This is a genomic window from Streptomyces krungchingensis, assembly GCF_054729265.1.
The window spans coordinates 2,002,529-2,020,453 of record NZ_JBPUKY010000001.1; the positions used below are offsets into that span (position 1 = coordinate 2,002,529).

Sequence of the window (17,925 nt, forward strand, 5' to 3'; positions counted from 1 at the left end):
CCAGGCGATCCGGCCCGCTCTCGTCCCGCCGCCGACCGCCGACCGCCGACCGCCGACCGGTCATGATGCCCGGACCACCCGTGCGGTCACCCGGTCGTGGTGGATCGGCAGCCCGTTGCCGGTGAGCGGGACGCCCGATCCGCCACGCCGCGACGCGACGATCTCAGCGGCGATCGACAGGGCCGTCTCCTCAGGGGTGCGGGCGCCGAGGTCGAGACCGATGGGCGAGCGCAGGCGCGCGAGTTCCGGGTCGGTGAGGCCCACCTCGCGCAGGCGCCGCTCGCGGTCCTCGTGGGTGCGGCGTGACCCCATGGCGCCGACGTACGCGACGGGCAGACGCAGTGCCGCCTCCAGCAGGGGGATGTCGAACTTGGCGTCGTGGGTGAGGACGCACAGGACCGTGCGGTGGTCGGTCGTGGTGTTCCGCAGGTAGCGGTGCGGCCAGTCGACCACGACCTCGTCGGCCTCGGGGAAGCGGTTCCGGGTCGCGAAGACGGGGCGGGCGTCGCACACGGTCACGTGGTGGCCGAGGAACTTGCCCGCCCGGACGAGTGCCGCCGCGAAGTCCACGGCGCCGAAGACGATCATCCGCGGTGGGGGCACGCTCGACTCCACGAACAGCGTCACCCCGCCCGGGCAGTTCGCCCCGTCCTCGGAGATCTCGACGGTGCCGGTGCGTCCCGCGTCGAGCATGGCCCGGGCCTCGGCGGCCGCGGTCGCTTCGAGCGCGGCACCGCCGCCCCCTTCACCTGTCCACGAGGCCCCGGCGCCCCCGTCCCGCTCCGGCCCGGTCTCCACTGCGTCCCGCTCCGGCCCGGTCTCCACCGAGTCCCGCTCCGGCCCGGTCTCCACCGAGTCCCGGTTCGGCCCGGTCCCCGCGGCGGATCCAGACGGCCCGGCCCCCGCCGCGGAGCCGGACCGTGGCGAGCCGTCCGTCAGGGTTCCCGCGTACGACCCGTCGGCGTGCACGAGCAGCGCGCCGCCCAGGAGGTCGGCCGGCCCTCTGGTCACCCGGGCGAGCGCCACCGTCTCGCCCCGCGCGGCGGCGGCCAGCCAGGCCGCGAGGGCCGGCGTGTCGGCGCGTACCGGCATGACGAGGACGTCGAGCACCCCGCCGCAGGTCAGGCCCACCGCGAAGGCGTCCTCGTCGCTGTACCCGAAGCGTTCGAGGGCCACCCGTCCGTCCTGGAGGGCCTCGACGCACAGGTCGTACACCGCCCCCTCCACACAGCCGCCGGAGACGGACCCGATGGCGGTGCCGTCGCTGTCCACGGCGAGGGCGGCGCCGGGACCGCGCGGTGCGCTGCCGCCGACCGCCACGACGGTGGCGACCGCGAAGTCCCGGCCCTCCTCGGCCCACCGGTGCAACTCCTCGGCGAGGTCAAGCACCGTGCGCTCCCCGGGCCGCGTTCAGGACGCGGTCCGGCCGGATCGGCAGGTTCCGGTGGCGCACACCGGTCGCGTGCCAGACCGCGTTGGCGACGGCCGCCGCGGCTCCCACGACGCCGATCTCGCCGATGCCCTTGATCCCGACCGGGTCGTCCGGGTCCGGGTCGTCCACCCAGTCCGCCTCGATGGCCGGCACGTCGGCGTGCGCGGCGAAGTGGTAGCCGGCCAGGTCGGCGCCGACGTGACCGCCGGAGGCCTGGTCCCGGGTCGCCTCCTCGTGGAGGGCCATGGACAGGCCCCAAGTCATGCCGCCGACGAACTGTCCGCGCGCGGTCAGCGGATTGACGATCCGGCCCGCCGCGAAGATCCCCAGCATGCGGCGCACCCGCACTTCACCCGTGCCGATGTCCACGGCGACCTCGGCGAACTGCGCTCCGAAGGCGTGCCGTTCCTTCTCCGTGAGCGCGCCGACCGCGGCGGAGGTGTCGGACCGCTCGGTGATCCCCTCCGGCGGAAGGGCCACGCCCGGGACGAGCCGTTCCCGCAGGGCGCGCGCCGCGACGGTGATCGCCCAGGCCCAGGAGCGCGTCCCCATCGAGCCGCCGGCCATGATCGCGGCGCCGAAGTCGCTGTCCGCGATCCGCATCCGGATGCGCCCGGGTGTCGTCTCCAGCGCGTCGGCCGCGATCTGTGTCAGCGCCGTCCGTGAGCCGGTGCCGATGTCGGCGGCGGTGATCCGCACGGTGAACGTGCCGTCGGCCTCCGCCGTCACGGCGGCCGTGGAGGGCGCGGAGAGCGTGGGGAAGGCGGAGGCGGCCGTGCCGGTGCCGAGCAGCCAGCGTCCCTCGCGGCGGACGCCGGGACGCGGGTCGCGGTCCGCCCAGCCGAACCGGCGGGCGCCCTCCTCGAAGCAGGCGAGGAGGTTGCGGCTGCTGAACGGCAGCCCGGTCAGGGGCCCCACGGACGGCTCGTTGCGCACCCGCAGCTCGATCGGGTCGATGCCGCACTTCTCGGCGAGCTCGTCGAGCGCCGACTCCAGCGCGAACGAGCCGGGGGCCTCGCCCGGGGCCCGCATCCAGGTCGGTGTGGGCACATCGAGCCGTACGACCCGGCTGGCCGTGTGGTGCGCGTTCGCGTCGTACAGCGGATGCCCGAAGTCCGCGGCCCGCTCCACGAATTCATGGACGGTCGAGGTCAGGCACTCCGACACGTGGTCGACGGCGCGCAGCCGGCCGTCGTGGTCGGCGCCGAGCCTGACCCGCTGCACCGTGGGGCTGCGGTAGCCGACGAGCGAGAACATCTGACGGCGGGTCAGCGTGACGCGGACGGGCCGGTGCAGGACCGTCGCGGCCATCGCCGCCGAGACCTGGTGCGGGCGGGTTCCCTTGGAGCCGAAGCCGCCGCCGACGTGCTCGGAGCGCACCCGCACCGATTCCGCGTCGAGCGAGAACAGCTTGGCGAGCTCGTCGGCCACGAACCTGCTGCCCTGGTTGGAGTCGACGACCTCCAGGCGGCCGCCGTCCCAGCGGGCGATCGCCGCGTGCGGTTCCATGGGGCTGTGGTGCTCCTCGGGAGTGGTGTACTCCGCGTCCACCACGACGTCGGAGGAGGCGAGTTCGCCCTCCAGGTCGCCCCTGCTCTCCTCCGCGCCCTCGGGGGTGTACACGCCGGGGTGTCCGGCGAAGAAGGCCACGTCGTGAGGTTCGGCGTCGTAGCGCACCGTGAGGGCCTCCGCCGCCTCCCGGGCCTGCTCGGGCGTCTCGGCGACGACCAGGGCGACCGGCCAGCCGACGTACGGCACACGGTCGTGCTGGAAGAGCTGGAGCACCGGGTCGGGCGGTCCGAACACGCCCATGTAACCGCCTTCGAGCCGTGGGGCGTTGCCGTGGTGCAGCACGGCGAGGACGCCGGGCATGCCGAGGACGGGCGCCTCCTCGACCGAGCGGACCCGCCCGCGTGCCACGGTCGCGAGCACGAACCAGCCGTGCGCCAGATCGGGGTACGGGACCTCTCCGGCGTAGCGTGCGGCACCCGTGACCTTGGCGAGGCCCTCCACTCGGGTGTGCGCGGTGCCGACGGCCCGGCCCGCCGCCGCGGTCGGGGTGGTCGTGGTCATCGGGCGGCCTCCTCGGCGAGTTCGGTCAGCACGGCCACGACGAGATTGCGCATCAGGGTCACCTTGTAGCCGTTGTGGGGCAGAGGGCGGGCGGCCGCCAGTTCGGCGTCCGCGGCGGCGGCGAACGCCTCCGCGCTCACCGGGCCCCCGGTCAGCAGCCGTTCGGCCTCGGTGGCCCGCCAGGGCCGGGACGCCACCGCGCCGAAGGCGAGCCGTACGTCCCGGACGACGTCGTCCTGGACGTCGAGGGCCGCGGCGACCGAGCCGATCGCGAACGCGTACGAGGCGCGCTCGCGCACCTTCCGGTAGCGCGAGTTGGCGGCGACCGGTACGGCGGGCAGGGTGACGGCGGTGATCAGCGCGCCGGCCGGCAGGGCCGTCTCCAGGTGCGGGGTGTCACCGACGGGCAGATAGAGACCGGAGAGCGGCAACTCGCCCGGCCCGTCCGCCGTTTCGTACGCGACGACGGCGTCGAGCGCGGTGAGGGCCACCGCCATGTCGGAAGGGTGCGTGGCCACGCAGTGCTCGGAGGCTCCGAGGACGGCGTGGTTGTGGTGTTCGCCCTCGACGGCGGGACAACCGCTGCCGGGAGCACGCTTGTTGCACGGCTTGGTCAGGTCGGTGAAATAGCCGCAGCGGGTGCGCTGGAGCAGGTTCCCGCCGACCGTGGCCATGTTGCGCAGCTGCCCGGAGGCTCCGGCGAGCACCGCCTGCGCCAGCGCGGGGTAGTTCCGGCGCACTTCGGGGTGGGCGGCGAGTTCGCTGTTGGTGACGGTGGCGCCGATGCGCAGCCCGTCCTCGGGCGAGAACTCGACACGGTCGAGGGGCAGTTCGCGTACGTCGACGATCCGGGTGGGCCTTTCCACGCCGGCCTTCATCAGGTCGACGAGGTTGGTGCCGCCGCCCAGGAAGCGGGCCTCGGGGTCGCCGCCGAGCAACGCCACGGCGCCCTGGACGTCGTGGGCGCGGTCGTATCCGAACTCCTTCATGCCGCGACCTCCTCGGCGTCGGAACCGGCCCCGGACCCCTGCGCCACGGAGTCCTGCTCCTCCGGGACTTGCGCCCCGGCAGCCCGTGCGACCGCCTGGACGATCGACACGTAGGCGCCGCAGCGGCACAGGTTGCCGCTCATCCGCTCCCGGATCTCCTCGGGGGTGAGCGGTGGCGGGCCGGCTTCGGAGCGGACGTCGTCGGTCACCGCGCTCGGCCAGCCCGCCGCGTGCTCCTCGATCACCGCGATCGCCGAGCAGATCTGGCCGGGGGTGCAGTAGCCGCACTGGTAGCCGTCGAGGTCGAGGAACGCCTGCTGGACCGGATGCAGCCGCTCACCGTCGGCCACGCCTTCGATGGTGGTGATCTCCCGGCCCTCGGCGGCGACCGCCAGTTGCAGGCAGGAGACGGCCCTTCGACCGTCGACGAGCACCGTGCAGGCACCGCATTGTCCCTGGTCACAGCCCTTCTTGGTACCGGTGAGGTCGAGCTGTTCGCGCAGTGCGTCGAGCAGGGTGGTGCGGTGGTCGACGGGCAGCGTGTACTTCTCGCCGTTGATGTTCAGGGTGATGGCGCTGGACGTCGATGGGGCCATGATCAGCCTTCTTTCGCGTGTGTCGTGCGCGTCGAAGTCGAACGGTGGGGTCCGTGGCGGCTCGTCATCCCGCCGGGTGCGCCAGAATGCCTCTCGGCGATCGGTTCCGGCCATCCACACGGAGCGGGTCAGCCACTAGAGTGAGCTCCAAGCGGACACCTGTCCGCTACCTGTAAAAGCTAGCGGACAGGTGTCCGCTTAGCAAGGTCGACCGGTCGACGACCACGGTCGGCCACACCATGACTCCGGAGGGAGTCCGGCCGAGGTTCCGGGAGATCCCCGGCGGGGGCGCGGACGGAGTCCGGCCGGCATCCCGGAAGGCCGACATCCCGGAAGGAGGACGAGTGCGCCCCGAGAAGGACACGCCGACCCGTTCGAGCACGCCACTGCGCTCGGACGCGCAGCGGAATCGCGAGCGCATCCTCGAAGTGGCCCTGGCCGAGCTGACCCGCTCGGCGGACGCTCCCCTGAGCGCGATCGCGAAGAAGGCGGGCGTCGGGCAGGGGACCTTCTACCGCAACTTCCCCAATCGCGAGGCCCTCGTCCTGGAGGTCTACCGCTACGAGGTGCAGCAGGTCGCCGACGCGGCGGCCAAGCTCCTCGAAACCCACCCGCCGGACCAGGCGCTGCGGGAGTGGATGAACCGCCTCGCCCAGTACGCGATGGCCAAGGCGGGCCTGGCCGACGCGCTGCGGACGGCCACCAGCGTGGCGCGCGGCACCCTGACGCGCCTGGGGCACGGACCCGTGGCCGAGGCCGTCACGCTCCTGCTGAAGGCCAACGAGGAGGCCGGCACCATCCGCCCGGGGGTGACTCCCGACGACTTCATCCTCGCCATCGCGGGACTGTGGCAGATCGACCCGCACGGGGACTGGCGGCCGCGCGCCGAGCGTCTCCTCGACCTGGTCATGGACGGCCTGCGCGCGGGCGCCCCCGGCCCGGCCGCGCCGCCCGCACCACCTCGGCCCGCACCCGCCCCCTCCGCACCGGACTCGGCTCCGGGGCAGTCGGCCACCGCCACCGACGGATGAGCCGGCCGGTGGCGTGACCGCCGACCACGACCGGCCTCCACCGACCCGCTGCGCGACTTCGACATCCCGCCGCGCTTCCTCGACCACGCCTCGCGGGGGGAGGTCCTGGCGGAGATCGGGCTGACCGCGCCCGACATCGCCCGCCAGGTCACCGGGCCGGCGGGTTTCCGCCGCCGATGCCCGTCGGGGGTGTCCGGCGGCGGACGCCGGGCCCGGTCGCGCCGCCTCAGCGACGTACCAGTACGGCGTGCGTCACGGCCGGCGAGCTCACCAGCTCGGAGACCCGGTAGCCGTCGACCCCGTCACCCAGATTGTCCAACAGGCGCTCGCCGCTGCCGAGGAGCTTCGGGAAGACGGCCAGATGCAGCTCGTCGATCAGGCGTGCCCGCAGGTACTGCTGTACGGTCGCCGCTCCCCCGCCGATCCGCACGTCCTTGCCCGCCGCCGCCTCGAACGCCCGTGCCAGCACCGTCTCGACGGACTCGTCCGTGAAGTGGAACGTGGTGCCGCCCTCCATCGGGACCGAGGGCCGAAGGTGGTGGGTGTGGACGAACACGTCGTTGTGGTACGGCGGGTTGGCGCCCCACCAGCCCTTCCACGACTCGTCCTGCCACGGGCCGCGGTGGGGTGCGAACATGTTGCGTCCCATGATGGTGGCTCCGATGTTCTCCTCGGAGCGGGCGACATAGTCGACGTCGAGTCCCGTCTTGCCGTCCGCGAGGTCCCGCATCGCGGCGAACATCCAGTCGTGCATCTCCTCGACACCCTCGCCGAGCGGGTGTTCGAGGCTCTGGCGGGGGCCTGCGGCGTAGCCGTCCAGCGAGACCGTGATGTTGTGTACGCGCAGCTTGGGCATGGCCGTTCTCCTCGGGTCGGTGGATTCCCGCTCTCACCCATGCGTCGAACGGGACCCGTGCGGATCGACACCCTCGCCCGAGAATTTCCGCACCCACCTCGTGGTGGGGTGTGAAGGCACGCCGGCCCGAGGGAAGGAAGCGCTCCGCTCAGGAGTAGAAGTTGCGCTGCCAGCGGTGCCCGGCCAGCGCGGCGAGCCGGTCGGCGGTGAGGGCCCGCCCGTCGCTCAGGGCGGTGTTGCGTTCGACGTTGCGCACACTGCGCATCCCCGGGATGACCGTGGAGACGGCGGGCGCGCTCAGGACGAACCGCAGCGCGGTCTCGGCGATCTCGTCGGGTCCGATGCCGAGATCCGCCACGATCGCGGCCACCCGGCGTTCGACCTGGGCGGGACGGTCGCCGCGGAAGTAGCGGTTGCGCCAGTCGCCCTCGGGGAACGTCGTGCCGGCGGTGATCCGGCCGGTCAGGCCGCCCTCGTCCAGCGCCACCCGCACGATGACGCCGACGCCGTGCTCGGCGCACGCCGGCAGCAGCGCGTCCGCGGGTGCCTGGTCGAAGACGTTGTAGATGACCTGGACGCTGTCCACCACGCCGCTGCGCACGAGCGCGAGGGCGTTGTCGGGCTCGTGGTCGTTGACGGAGACGCCGAACAGACGGATCTTCCCCTCCTGCTTCAGCTGGGCGACGGTCTCCAGCCAATCCCCCCGGCCGACCCATTCGTCGCTCCAGACGTGGAACTGCAGGACGTCGTAGTGGTCGAGGCCGGCGACCCGCAGACTGGTCTCCAGGCTGTCGCGGATGTGCGCGCCCGGGAAGGTCTCGGCCGGGTCCAGCCCGTCGGGCGCCGGCCATGTGCCGTTCTTCGGAGGCACCTTGGTCGCGACCAGAACCTCGTCGGCGCCGCGCTCACGTACCACCCGGCCGACGATCCGTTCGCTCTCGCCGTAGCCGCGGGCGGTGTCGACGAAGTTGACCCCCAGATCGACGGCACGGTGCAGGGCACGTACCGACTCGTCCTCCGACGCTCCCACCCAGCTGGACTCACCGATCCCCCACGCTCCGAAGCCGATCTCGGACACGGACAGCCCACTGCGGCCGAGCTCTCGGTAACGCACCATCATCCTCCACGTCAGTACCCCCGCCGGCGACCCGGACGGGTCGCGCGCCCCGCCGGAAATCACGTTGACCATAGGCGAGTTGAGCGATTCGGTCAGGTGAGTTTCACTTGGGTCCGCCACGGGCGGGCGTCGGCCGCGGTGCGCGCGAGCGTGCCCGTCTTCCGGCGCTCCTCGGCGGCGGTCACGTCGACTCCGAGGCTCTCGGCGCCCTCCAGGGGTCAGGCCGCGCAAGGTCACCCGTGACTTAATCGTGGGATAATCCAACATGTCCGATGAAAGGTTACTTTCGTGGCCAACAGCGACCATGGGACCGCGTACGAGAGCATCTGGCTCGACCGCAGCGGGCAGGCCGAGGCGTTCGACGCCATCGGCGACCGCTACGACGAGGCATTCCCTCACAAGGACGGCCAGCTCTTCGCCGGCAAGTGGCTGATCGAGCAGTTGCCGGCCCGGTCCCGGGTCCTGGACCTCGGTTGCGGCACCGGAGTGCCGACATCTCGCCAGCTGGCGGACGCCGGGTTCGAGGTCGTGGGCATCGACCTGTCCGGCGGGATGGTCGAGCTGGCCCGTGGCTATGTGCCGGCAGCGAGGTTCCACCAGATGGACATCGCCGACCTGAGGCCGGGCGGCCCTCAGGACCTCGGCCGCTTCGACGCCGTCGCGGCCTTCTTCTCCCTGCTCATGCTGCCGCGCGCGGAGATACCCCTCGCACTGGCGACCATCCGCCATCTGCTGGTTCCCGGCGGGCTGTTCGTCCTGTCGATGGTCGAGGCCGACGTGGACGACTTCTCGATCCCCTTCCTCGGCAACACGATCCGGGTCTCCGGCTACCTGCGGGAGGACCTGCTCAAGGTCATCGAGGCGGCGGGCTTCGACATCACCGAGGAGTCCTCCTACACCTACGCCCCGGCCGTGTCCGACGTCCCGCCCGAGGAACAGGTGTTCCTCTGCTGCCGTCGGGCGGACTGAGTACGACGATCCATCACCGCGGACCGCGACACCCCCGCGGCACCCACTGGACGGAACGAGAAGCGTGACGGAGCAGCACACACCCCGCGAAGGCTCGGGCGATGCGCCCGGGCGGTCCGGCACCCCGCTGACCCGGGCGGAGCGCCCCGGCACGCCCGAGCCGTCCCCGGGCCAGGTGCGCACGGAGCACGCCTCCCCCTCGTACTCGTCCTCGTCCTCGTACTCGTCCTCGTACTCGTCCGACGGAACGCGACCCCAGCCCTCCGACGCGGAGCGCCCCGCATCCCCCGACCACAACCGGCCCCTCGCCTCCGACGCGGAACGCTCAGCGGGCCCCGACGGGACGCGGCCGGCATCCTCCGACACGGCGCGCCCCTCCTCCCCCGACGAAAAGCGCCCCCAGCCCTCCGGCGCGGAGCGGTCCGCGGTCACCGGTGAGCGCCGGTCCGCGGCACGGCGCCACGCGCCCGCGGACGTCCCGTCCCACGAGGCGGTCCCGGACGGCGCCGGCCCGCAGACCGACCGGCTGCGCTACCTCGACGTGGCGACCCGGCGCATCGCCCGCGGGATGGACCTGGACGAGACGCTGCTCGAATTACGGCGGGCGGCCGTTCCGTCCTTCGCCGACGCGATCTTCGTCCATCTGCACGATCCGCTGCCGGTCGGACAGGAGAAGTCGGCCGCACCCGTCGTCCTCCAGCTGCACAGCGTCGACCGGGCCCCTGAGACATCGGGCACCGGAAGCCCCGCCCCGTCACCGCCGACGGTCCGCCCCCTGCACGCGAACGTGGCCGAACGGGTGCACGTGACGGTCACCGGGCGTCTCGCGGAGCTGCTGCTCGCCGGCCGGCCGGCGTTCGGCGACGCCCCGGGCATCGGGGCCGCGGTGGCCGAGCTGCTCGGCCCGGTGACGGGTGAGCCGGGCACTCTGCCACCGGGACGCAGGCTGATCATCGCTCCCCTGTACGGCCGCCATCACGTCATGGGCACCGTCGTCCTGCTGCGCAGGCCCGAGCACCCCGCCTTCACCGAGGACGACCTGCTCGTCGCCTCGCAACTGGCGACGCACACCGCGATCGGCGTCCAGAAGGCCGTGATGTACGGGCACGAGGCCGCGGTGGCGGACACCTTGCAGCGCACCATGCTCCCGTCGTCGCTGCCCGAACCCACCGGTGTCCGGCTCGCCAGTCGCTATCTGCCCGCCTCCCGGACGGCCCAGGTCGGCGGCGACTGGTACGACGCGATCCCGGTCACCGGCAACCGGATCGCACTGGTCGTCGGCGATGTCATGGGCCACTCCATGACGTCGGCAGCGATCATGGGCCAGCTGCGCACCACCGTGCAGACCCTCGCCGGGCTCGACCTGCCCCCGGACGAGGTCCTGCACCACCTGGACGAACAGGCCCGACGCCTGGGCAGCGACCACATCGCGACGTGCCTCTACGCGATCTACGACCCGATCTCGCACCGGCTGCTCATGGCGAACGCGGGCCACCCGCCCGCCGTACTGCTGCACCCGGACGGACGGACCGAGATCCTGCGCGTTCCGCCGGGCCCTCCCATCGGCGTCGGCGACGTCCTGTTCGAGTCCGTGGAGATGCCCGCGCCCACCGGGGCCACCCTGCTGCTGTACACCGACGGCCTGGTCGAGACCCGCGACACGGATGTGGGCACCGGTGTCGAGGCGCTGCGCAGGCGGCTGGAGACCACCGTCGACGGACGCCCCACACTCTCGCTGGAACTGCTGTGCGACCAGGTGGTGGGCAGTCTGGGTCCGGCCGCCCGGGACGACGACATCGCGCTGCTGGCCGCCCGGTTCGAGGGATTCCCGCCGGACAGCGTCGCGTACTGGTTCCTGGACCCTCGGCCGAGAACCGCGGGACAGGCACGCCGGCTGGCCCGCAGGGCCCTGCACCGCTGGGGCCTGGAGTCCCTGCTGGACACGACCGAGCTCATGGTCAGCGAAGTCGTCACCAACGCCGTCCGCTTCGCCTCGCGCCCCATCTCGCTGCGGCTGCTGCGCACCGACGTCCTGCGCTGCGAGGTGACCGACGACTCGCCCGAGGTGCCCCGGATGCGGCATGCCGCACCGGGCGACGAGGGGGGCCGCGGCCTGTTCCTCGTCAGCCAGCTCGCGCGGCGCTGGGGCGCGACGCGGCTGAGCACCGGAAAGGTCGTCTGGTTCGAGCAGCCGATCCCGCGGGACCAGCAGCCGTCGCGGGACCAGCGGTCGACTCCGCGGTATTAGCGGTCCCGGACGCGGGCACGGAGCCGGTCTCACAGATCGCCGGTCGCCGGTGTGTGATGCACGTAACCACCGATGATCAGCTCGCGTGACACCCGCGTAACGGGCATTTCGTACGGTCGACGGGACGAATCCGGTGACGAGAGGGATCGCCCGTGACCACGACCGCGACGCAGGTGCGCACGGTCTGCTCGTACTGCGGTGTCGGCTGCGGGATGGTGCTCGACATCGGCATGGGACCCGACGGCCGGCGTACGGTCCTCAAGGCGTCCGGCGACAAGGCGCACCCCGCGAACTTCGGCCGCCTGTGCACCAAGGGCGCCACGACGGCCGAGATGCTCGCCGCCCCGGGCCGGCTGGACACCGCTCTCGTCCGGCAGCGCCGCGAGGAGGAGCCGGCGCCCACGGGCGTGCACGCGGCGATCAAGGAGACAGCCCGTCGGCTGCGGTCGGTCGTCGACGAGCACGGGCCGGACGCGGTCGCCTTCTACGTCTCCGGGCAGATGGGGCTGGAGGCGCAGTACCTGGCGAACAAGCTGGCCAAGGGTTTCGTGCGGACCAACCAGATCGAGTCGAACTCGCGGCTGTGCATGGCCGGCGCGGGCACCGGCTACAAGCTGTCGCTCGGCGCGGACGGCCCGCCCGGCTCGTACCAGGACTTCGACCACGCGGACGTCTTCCTCGTCATCGGCTCCAACATGGCCGACTGCCATCCCATCCTGTTCCTGCGCATGATGGAGCGGGTCAAGAAGGCGGGCGCCAAGGTGATCGTGGTGGACCCGCGGCGCACCGCCACCGCGGCCAAGGCCGACCTGTTCCTGCAGCTCAGGCCCGGAACCGACCTGGCACTCCTGAACGGCCTGTTGCACCTCCTGCACGAGAACGGCCACACCGACACGGAGTTCGTCGCCGCCCACACCGAGGGCTGGGAGGCGATGCCGCGCTTCCTCGCCGACTACCCGCCCGCCACGGTCAGCGAGATCACCGGCATCGCCGAGGAGGACCTGCGCGCGGCGGCCCGGCTGATCGGTGAGGCCGGGGAGTGGATGAGCTGCTGGACGATGGGCCTGAACCAGTCCACTCACGGCACCTGGAACACCAATGCCCTGATCAACCTCCACCTGGCCACCGGGGCGATCTGCCGCCCGGGCAGCGGCCCGTTCTCGCTGACCGGGCAGCCCAACGCCATGGGCGGCCGGGAGATGGGCTACATGGGGCCCGGTCTGCCGGGCCAGCGCTCGGTCCTGGTGGACGAGGAGCGGGCGTTCACCGAGGAGTTGTGGGGGCTGCCGTCCGGCTCGATCCGCGCGGACGGGGCCGGCCGGGGCACGGTGGACATGTTCCGGAGGATGGCGGACGGCCACATCAAGGCCTGCTGGATCATCTGCACGAACCCGGTCGCGTCGGTCGCCAACCGCAAGACCGTCATCGAAGGGCTGGAGGCGGCCGAGTTCGTCGTCACCCAGGACGTCTTCGCCGACACCGAGACCAACGCGTACGCCGACGTGATCCTGCCCGGTGCGCTGTGGACCGAGACCGAGGGCGTGCTGGTCAACAGCGAGCGCAACCTCACGCTCGCCCGGCCCGCGGTGGAGCCGCCCGGCGAGGCGATGGCGGACTGGCGCATCATCGCGGCCGTCGCGCGCGAGATGGGTTACGAGGAGGGCTTCTCGTACGGCAGCGCGGAGGAGGTCTTCGAGGAGATCAAGCGCGCCTGGAACCCGAAGACGGGCTACGACCTGCGGGGCGTGTCCTACGAGAGGCTGCGCTCGACCCCCGTGCAGTGGCCGGCGGCAGCGACCGACGGGCCGGACCGCAACCCGATCAGGTACCTGGGAGCCGACGGGCGGCCGTCCTTCCCGACCGCCGGCGGCCGTGGTGTCTTCCACGCCCGCCCGCACGTGCCGCCGGCCGAGATGCCCGACGACGACTACCCGTTCGTGCTGAACACGGGGCGCGTGCAGCACCAGTGGCACACCCTCACGAAGACGGGCAGGGTCGCCAAGCTCAACAAGCTGAACCCGGGGCCGTTCGTGGAGCTGCAGCCGGACGACGCCCTGGCTCTGGACGTGCGTGACGGGGACGCGGTGGAGGTCGCCTCGCGGCGCGGCCGGGCCGTGCTGCCCGCGGTGGTGACGGACCGGGTCCGGCCGGGGAACTGCTTCGCCCCGTTCCACTGGAACGACCTGTTCGGCGAGTACCTCAGCGTCAACGCCGTGACCAATGACGCCGTGGACCCGCTGTCCTTCCAGCCCGAGTTCAAGGTGTGCGCGGTGTCGCTGGCGAAGGTGACCGCGCCGGCTGCCGCACGAGCGGACGGGCCGGGACCGGGTGCGGAGGTGACGCACGTGCCCGCTCCTCCGGCTCCCGGGGCGGGTGGGGCGACACCGCCCATGGCCGTCGGCCCTCCCGTGGCGGCCCCGGTCGCACCGGGCACGGCGGGCACGGGCCCCGCGGCTGCCGTCCTCGGTCTGGCCCCCGTCCCGCCGCCGCCCGTGCTGAGCGAGACCGAGCGCCACTATCTCGTCGGCTTCCTCGCCGGTGTCGAAGCGGGCACCTCGGGTGTGCCGGTACTCCCGCCGACGGCGCCGTTCAGTCCTGAGCACGCGCTGTGGGTCAACGGCGTACTGGCCGGGATGTACTCCAGGGCGGCCGTGCCCTCCCCGGTCCTCTCCGCGTCCGTGTCGGCGGGACGGGAGGTCGTCGTGCTGTGGGCGTCGCAGACCGGCAACGCGGAGGAGTTCGCGGCGGCCGCCACCGAACGGCTCTCCTCGGCCGGGCACAGCGCCAGCCTGGTCCCCATGGACGACGTCGACCTCTCCGCGCTCCCGCCCGCCGCCGGTCTGCTGCTGATCACCAGCACCTTCGGCGACGGGGACGCTCCGGACAACGGCTCCTCGTTCTGGGACCTGCTGGCCTCGTCCGACACCCCCAGCCTGGCGGGCCGGCCGTACGCCGTCCTCGCCCTGGGCGACTCCTCCTACGACGACTTCTGCGGGTACGGCCGACGGCTGGACCAGCGGCTGGACGAGCTCGGCGCGGTACGTCTGGCACCGCGCACGGACTGCGAGCCGGACTACGAGCCCTCCGCGTCGGCCTGGCTGGACCAGATCCTCACCGCTCTGACCGACGAGGCCGCCCCGGCCCCGGCGGCCGCCCCGGTGGCGCCGCCGACCACCCGGAAACCCGCCCCGGTCACCGCACGTCTGGTCGGCAACCGGCTGCTCAGCGGCCCGGGGTCGGGCAAGGAGGTGCGGCGCTTCACCTTCGACACCCGCGACAGCGCCGTACCGCTGACGTACGAGACGGGTGACGCGCTCGGCGTACGCCCCGTCAACGACCCGGAGCTGGTGGCGGAGTGGCTCGCCGTCACCGGTCTCGCCGCGGACTCCGAGGTGACGATGCCGGGCGTCGGCGCGACGACGTTCCGTCAAGCCCTGCTCGAGCACCTGGACATCACCCGCGTCACCACCGACATGCTGCGTTTCCTCGGCGAACGCGTCCACGATCCGCGCGAGCTGAAGAAGCTGCTGCGCCCCGACAACAAGGACGAGCTCGCCAAGTGGTGCTGGGGCCGGCAGGCCGTCGACGTCGTCGCCGACCTGGCCGTACGGGCCAGTGCCCAGGAATGGGCCGACACGCTCAAGCGGCTGCAACCGCGGCTGTACTCCATCTCGTCCAGCCCGCTCACCGATCCCGCCCTGGTCTCGCTGACGGTCTCCGTGGTCCGCTGGGAGAATCTGCACGGCCGCACCCGGCAGGGCGTGTGCTCGCCCTTCCTCGCCGACGCCGCGCCGGACAGCCCCGTGCCGGTCTTCGTCCAGCGGTCCCCGCACTTCAGGCCGCCCGCCGACCCCGCCACGCCGATGGTGATGGTGGGCCCCGGAACCGGCGTCGCACCGTTCATGGGCTTCCTCGACGAGCGTCGCGCACTCGGCCACCGGGCCCCCAACTGGCTGTTCTTCGGCGAACAGCGCCGCGCCGGCGACCACTACTACGAGGACGAGCTCACCGCCCACCTGGACGCCGGCACCCTCGCCCGGCTGGACACCGCGTTCTCGCGCGACCAGCGCACCAAGGTGTACGTCCAGGACCGCATGCGCGAACACGGGCCCCAGCTGTGGTCCTGGCTCCAGGACGGCGCCCACTTCTACGTCTGCGGCGACGCCTCCCGGATGGCCAAGGACGTCGACCGGGCGCTGCGCGACATCGCCGTCCTGTACGGCGGCCTCGACGAGGACGGCGCCGCGGCCTTCGTCAAACAACTCGCCGCCGACAAGCGCTATGTGCGCGACGTGTACTGACACATCGGTGACGTGGGCGTGCGGGGCGCAACCGGCCGGAGGAGGGGGTCCCACGATGTGGGACCCGCTCGACTCACCGCCGAAGACGCATAGGCTCTCAGTGGCCTCCGGGGCGGCCGGAATTCCAGGGACGGGAACAGAGGGCAACTTCCATGGTGACAGCGCGCCGGTTTCCGCTCGGCTCCGCGACCACGCTCACGGAGCTGGAGGACGATCCCCATCCCCGGCTGGCCCTGCTGCGCGCCCATGAACCGGTGTCGTGGGTCCCCGTGCTGGGAGGCTGGCTCGTGACCCGGCGTGATCTCGCACTGCGCGTGATGCGGGACGCGGCGACCTTCACGGTGGACGACCCCCGCTTCTCCACCGCCCAGGTGGTCGGTCCGAGCATGCTCTCCCTGGAGGGTGCCGAGCACAAGCGGCACCGTGCCCCCTTCACCGACCCGTTCCGCACGCACGACGTGCACGACCGGTTCACCGGGTTCGTGGAGCGGGAAGCCGCCCGGCTCGTGGAAGGCATCCGGCCGCGTGGCAGCGCAGAACTGCGCCGGGCGGTGGCCGGGCCGCTCGCCGTCGCCGTCGTCGCCGAGTCGCTGGGCCTGGTCGACGCGGACGCCGAGGCGGTGCTGTCCTGGTACGACGCCATCGTGGGCGCGGTCTCCGACATCACCGCCGGGCTGCCCGCGAATCCCGACGGGGCGACGGCGTTCGACCAGTTGCGGGGAAGCGTCGAGGCTACGGTCGCGGCGGGAACCGATGCGTCGGTGCTGGTCGCGGCGGCCGAAAGCGCACGCCTGAAACTGCCGGAGGTGGTCGCCAACGCCGCCGTGCTGATGTTCGGCGGTATCGAGACCACCGAGGGCATGATCGCCAACGCCGTACTGCACCTGTTGGCACACCCCGGTCAACTCGCCCTCGTGCACGCCGATCCGGGCCTGGTCGACGCGGCGATCGAGGAATCGCTCCGCCTGGAACCCGCCGCTGCCGTCGTGGACCGCTACGCCACGGCCGACGTGACGATCGGCGGGGCCGACGTGCGGCGCGGTGATCTCGTGGTCGTGTCGCTCGCCGGCGCGAACCGCGACCCCGAGGTCTTCGAGGACCCCGACAGCTTCGACCTGCGACGGGCCAACTCCCGCCTCCAGCTGGCCTTCGCGCACGGTCCGCACTTCTGTCTGGGCGCCCACCTCGCCCGACTGGAGACCCGCGTCTGCCTCCTCGCGCTTCTCGACCGCCTCCCCGGCCTGCGGCTCGACCCGGCCTCGCCCACCGCGCCCAGGGGCCTGGTCTTCCGTAAGCCTCCGGCTCTGCACGTCCGCTGGGACGTTCCCGCGCAGCGCTGACTCGACACCCGGGTCGCTCCTGCCCTGCCTTCGGGCCGACGCCGCCGGAGCAGGCCCCATCACGTGCGGCAACACCGAACGACGACCGGCTGTCGCCCGGTTCCTTCAGTCGCGGAACGTAAATGCTTCGACAACACCCCACCGCGCCCGGCACAGTGGCCGCCCGTGACGAGCAGTGAGCGATGGACCCGTGCGACCGCCGACCGCTACGACGCCGAGGAGGCCGAGCTGTCCTCGGCCGCCGTTCTCGGACCGACTCTCGCCTTCCTCGCCGAACTCGCCGGCGACGGCCGGGCACTGGAGTTCGCCATCGGGACCGGACGCGTGGGCGTCCCGCTCCGGGAACGCGGCGTGCCCGTGGTGGGCATCGAGCTCTCCGAGCACATGGCGGCGGTCCTGCGGCGCAAGATCGACGAGCACACTCTTCCGGTCGCCATCGGGGACATGGCCACAACCGTCGTCCCCGGCCGGTTCACCCTGGTCTATCTCGTCTACAACACCATCACGAACCTGCTCACGCAGGACGAGCAGGTCGAGTGCTTCCGCAACGCCGCGCGTCACTTGGCTCCCGGCGGCCGGTTCGTCATCGAACTGGGCGTACCGCCGCTACGGTTCCTGCCGCCCGGGCAGGTCGCGGTGCCGTTCGACGTCTCCGAGCGGCACCTCGGCTTCGACACGTTCGACCTGGTCGAGCAGATCCTCGTCTCGCACCACTTCACCCGCGACGGCGACGACGGCAGCTACCGCCGCGACAACTCCCGGCACCGGTACGCATGGCCGACCGAGCTGGACCTGATGGCACGGATCGCGGGGCTCGAACTGGAACGACGCGTCGCGGACTGGGACGGGACACGGTTCGACCAGGACTCCGCGAAGCACATCTCCGTGTGGCGCAAGCCGGCTCATCCCGAGTGAGGGTGTGACTGCTTCCTGAAGCCGCCGGTCGAACCCAGGCGTACGCGTTGCCGCAACT

12 protein-coding genes are annotated in these 17,925 nt (G+C 72.4%); 6 read left to right on the forward strand and 6 right to left on the reverse strand.

The window, feature by feature from the left end; translation table 11 throughout:
* Positions 1–60: 60 nt before the first annotated feature.
* From ACSYGO_RS08975 to ACSYGO_RS08990, 4 genes are read right to left on the reverse strand one after another with little or no spacing between them, the layout of a single operon-like run.
* On the reverse strand, positions 61–1,389 hold the full coding sequence (locus ACSYGO_RS08975) for an XdhC family protein (protein ID WP_460386423.1): 1,329 nt from the start codon (positions 1,387–1,389) through the stop codon (positions 61–63).
* Positions 1,382–3,505, reverse strand: coding sequence for a xanthine dehydrogenase family protein molybdopterin-binding subunit (locus ACSYGO_RS08980; protein WP_460386424.1), 2,124 nt, complete (start codon positions 3,503–3,505; stop codon positions 1,382–1,384). The genes ACSYGO_RS08975 and ACSYGO_RS08980 overlap by 8 nt, the downstream gene beginning before the upstream one ends.
* Entirely contained in the window at positions 3,502–4,494 is a 993-nt protein-coding gene (locus ACSYGO_RS08985) for an FAD binding domain-containing protein (RefSeq protein WP_460386425.1), read from the reverse strand. The genes ACSYGO_RS08980 and ACSYGO_RS08985 overlap by 4 nt, the downstream gene beginning before the upstream one ends.
* Positions 4,491–5,090, reverse strand: a complete 600-nt coding sequence (locus ACSYGO_RS08990) for a (2Fe-2S)-binding protein (RefSeq protein ID WP_460386426.1) — start codon at positions 5,088–5,090, stop codon at positions 4,491–4,493. The genes ACSYGO_RS08985 and ACSYGO_RS08990 overlap by 4 nt, the downstream gene beginning before the upstream one ends.
* A gap of 344 nt (positions 5,091–5,434) precedes the next feature.
* Here ACSYGO_RS08990 and ACSYGO_RS08995 point away from each other — a divergent pair, with 344 nt between their 5' ends.
* Positions 5,435–6,121, forward strand: coding sequence for a TetR/AcrR family transcriptional regulator (locus tag ACSYGO_RS08995; RefSeq protein WP_432172383.1), 687 nt, complete (start codon positions 5,435–5,437; stop codon positions 6,119–6,121).
* Between the two features lie 226 nt (positions 6,122–6,347).
* Here ACSYGO_RS08995 and ACSYGO_RS09000 read toward each other — a convergent pair whose 3' ends face one another.
* Together ACSYGO_RS09000 and ACSYGO_RS09005 are read right to left on the reverse strand one after the other, a co-directional pair.
* Positions 6,348–6,977, reverse strand: a complete 630-nt coding sequence (locus ACSYGO_RS09000; RefSeq protein ID WP_426678591.1) for a dihydrofolate reductase family protein — start codon at positions 6,975–6,977, stop codon at positions 6,348–6,350.
* Positions 6,978–7,125: 148 nt separating this feature from the next.
* Positions 7,126–8,091, reverse strand: coding sequence for an aldo/keto reductase (locus ACSYGO_RS09005; RefSeq protein WP_426678827.1), 966 nt, complete (start codon positions 8,089–8,091; stop codon positions 7,126–7,128).
* Between the two features lie 291 nt (positions 8,092–8,382).
* On the opposite strand from ACSYGO_RS09005, the gene ACSYGO_RS09010 reads away from it, so the two are divergent.
* From ACSYGO_RS09010 to ACSYGO_RS09030, 5 genes are all read left to right on the forward strand, one after another.
* Complete coding sequence (locus tag ACSYGO_RS09010) at positions 8,383–9,063, forward strand: class I SAM-dependent DNA methyltransferase (RefSeq protein ID WP_460386428.1); 681 nt, start codon at positions 8,383–8,385, stop codon at positions 9,061–9,063.
* Positions 9,064–9,127: 64 nt separating this feature from the next.
* Positions 9,128–11,311, forward strand: coding sequence for a SpoIIE family protein phosphatase (locus ACSYGO_RS09015; protein ID WP_460386429.1), 2,184 nt, complete (start codon positions 9,128–9,130; stop codon positions 11,309–11,311).
* Between the two features lie 212 nt (positions 11,312–11,523).
* Entirely contained in the window at positions 11,524–15,612 is a 4,089-nt protein-coding gene (locus ACSYGO_RS09020; protein WP_460389693.1) for a molybdopterin-dependent oxidoreductase, read from the forward strand.
* Between the two features lie 152 nt (positions 15,613–15,764).
* The gene (locus ACSYGO_RS09025) at positions 15,765–16,952 is read left to right on the forward strand and encodes a cytochrome P450 (RefSeq protein ID WP_460386430.1); all 1,188 of its coding nucleotides are present in this window, start codon (positions 15,765–15,767) and stop codon (positions 16,950–16,952) included.
* 165 nt (positions 16,953–17,117) lie between these two features.
* Entirely contained in the window at positions 17,118–17,867 is a 750-nt protein-coding gene (locus ACSYGO_RS09030) for a class I SAM-dependent DNA methyltransferase (RefSeq protein WP_460386431.1), read from the forward strand.
* Positions 17,868–17,925 lie beyond the last annotated feature (58 nt).

Coding starts and splice junctions, on each gene's coding strand:
- ACSYGO_RS08980 (WP_460386424.1), bottom strand. CDS start 3,505: ATGACCACGACCACCCCGACCGCGGCGGCGGGCCGGGCCGTCGGCACC.
- ACSYGO_RS08985 (WP_460386425.1), bottom strand. CDS start 4,494: ATGAAGGAGTTCGGATACGACCGCGCCCACGACGTCCAGGGCGCCGTG.
- ACSYGO_RS08990 (WP_460386426.1), bottom strand. CDS start 5,090: ATGGCCCCATCGACGTCCAGCGCCATCACCCTGAACATCAACGGCGAG.
- ACSYGO_RS09000 (WP_426678591.1), bottom strand. CDS start 6,977: ATGCCCAAGCTGCGCGTACACAACATCACGGTCTCGCTGGACGGCTAC.
- ACSYGO_RS09020 (WP_460389693.1), top strand. CDS start 11,524: ATGGTGCTCGACATCGGCATGGGACCCGACGGCCGGCGTACGGTCCTC.
- ACSYGO_RS09025 (WP_460386430.1), top strand. CDS start 15,765: ATGGTGACAGCGCGCCGGTTTCCGCTCGGCTCCGCGACCACGCTCACG.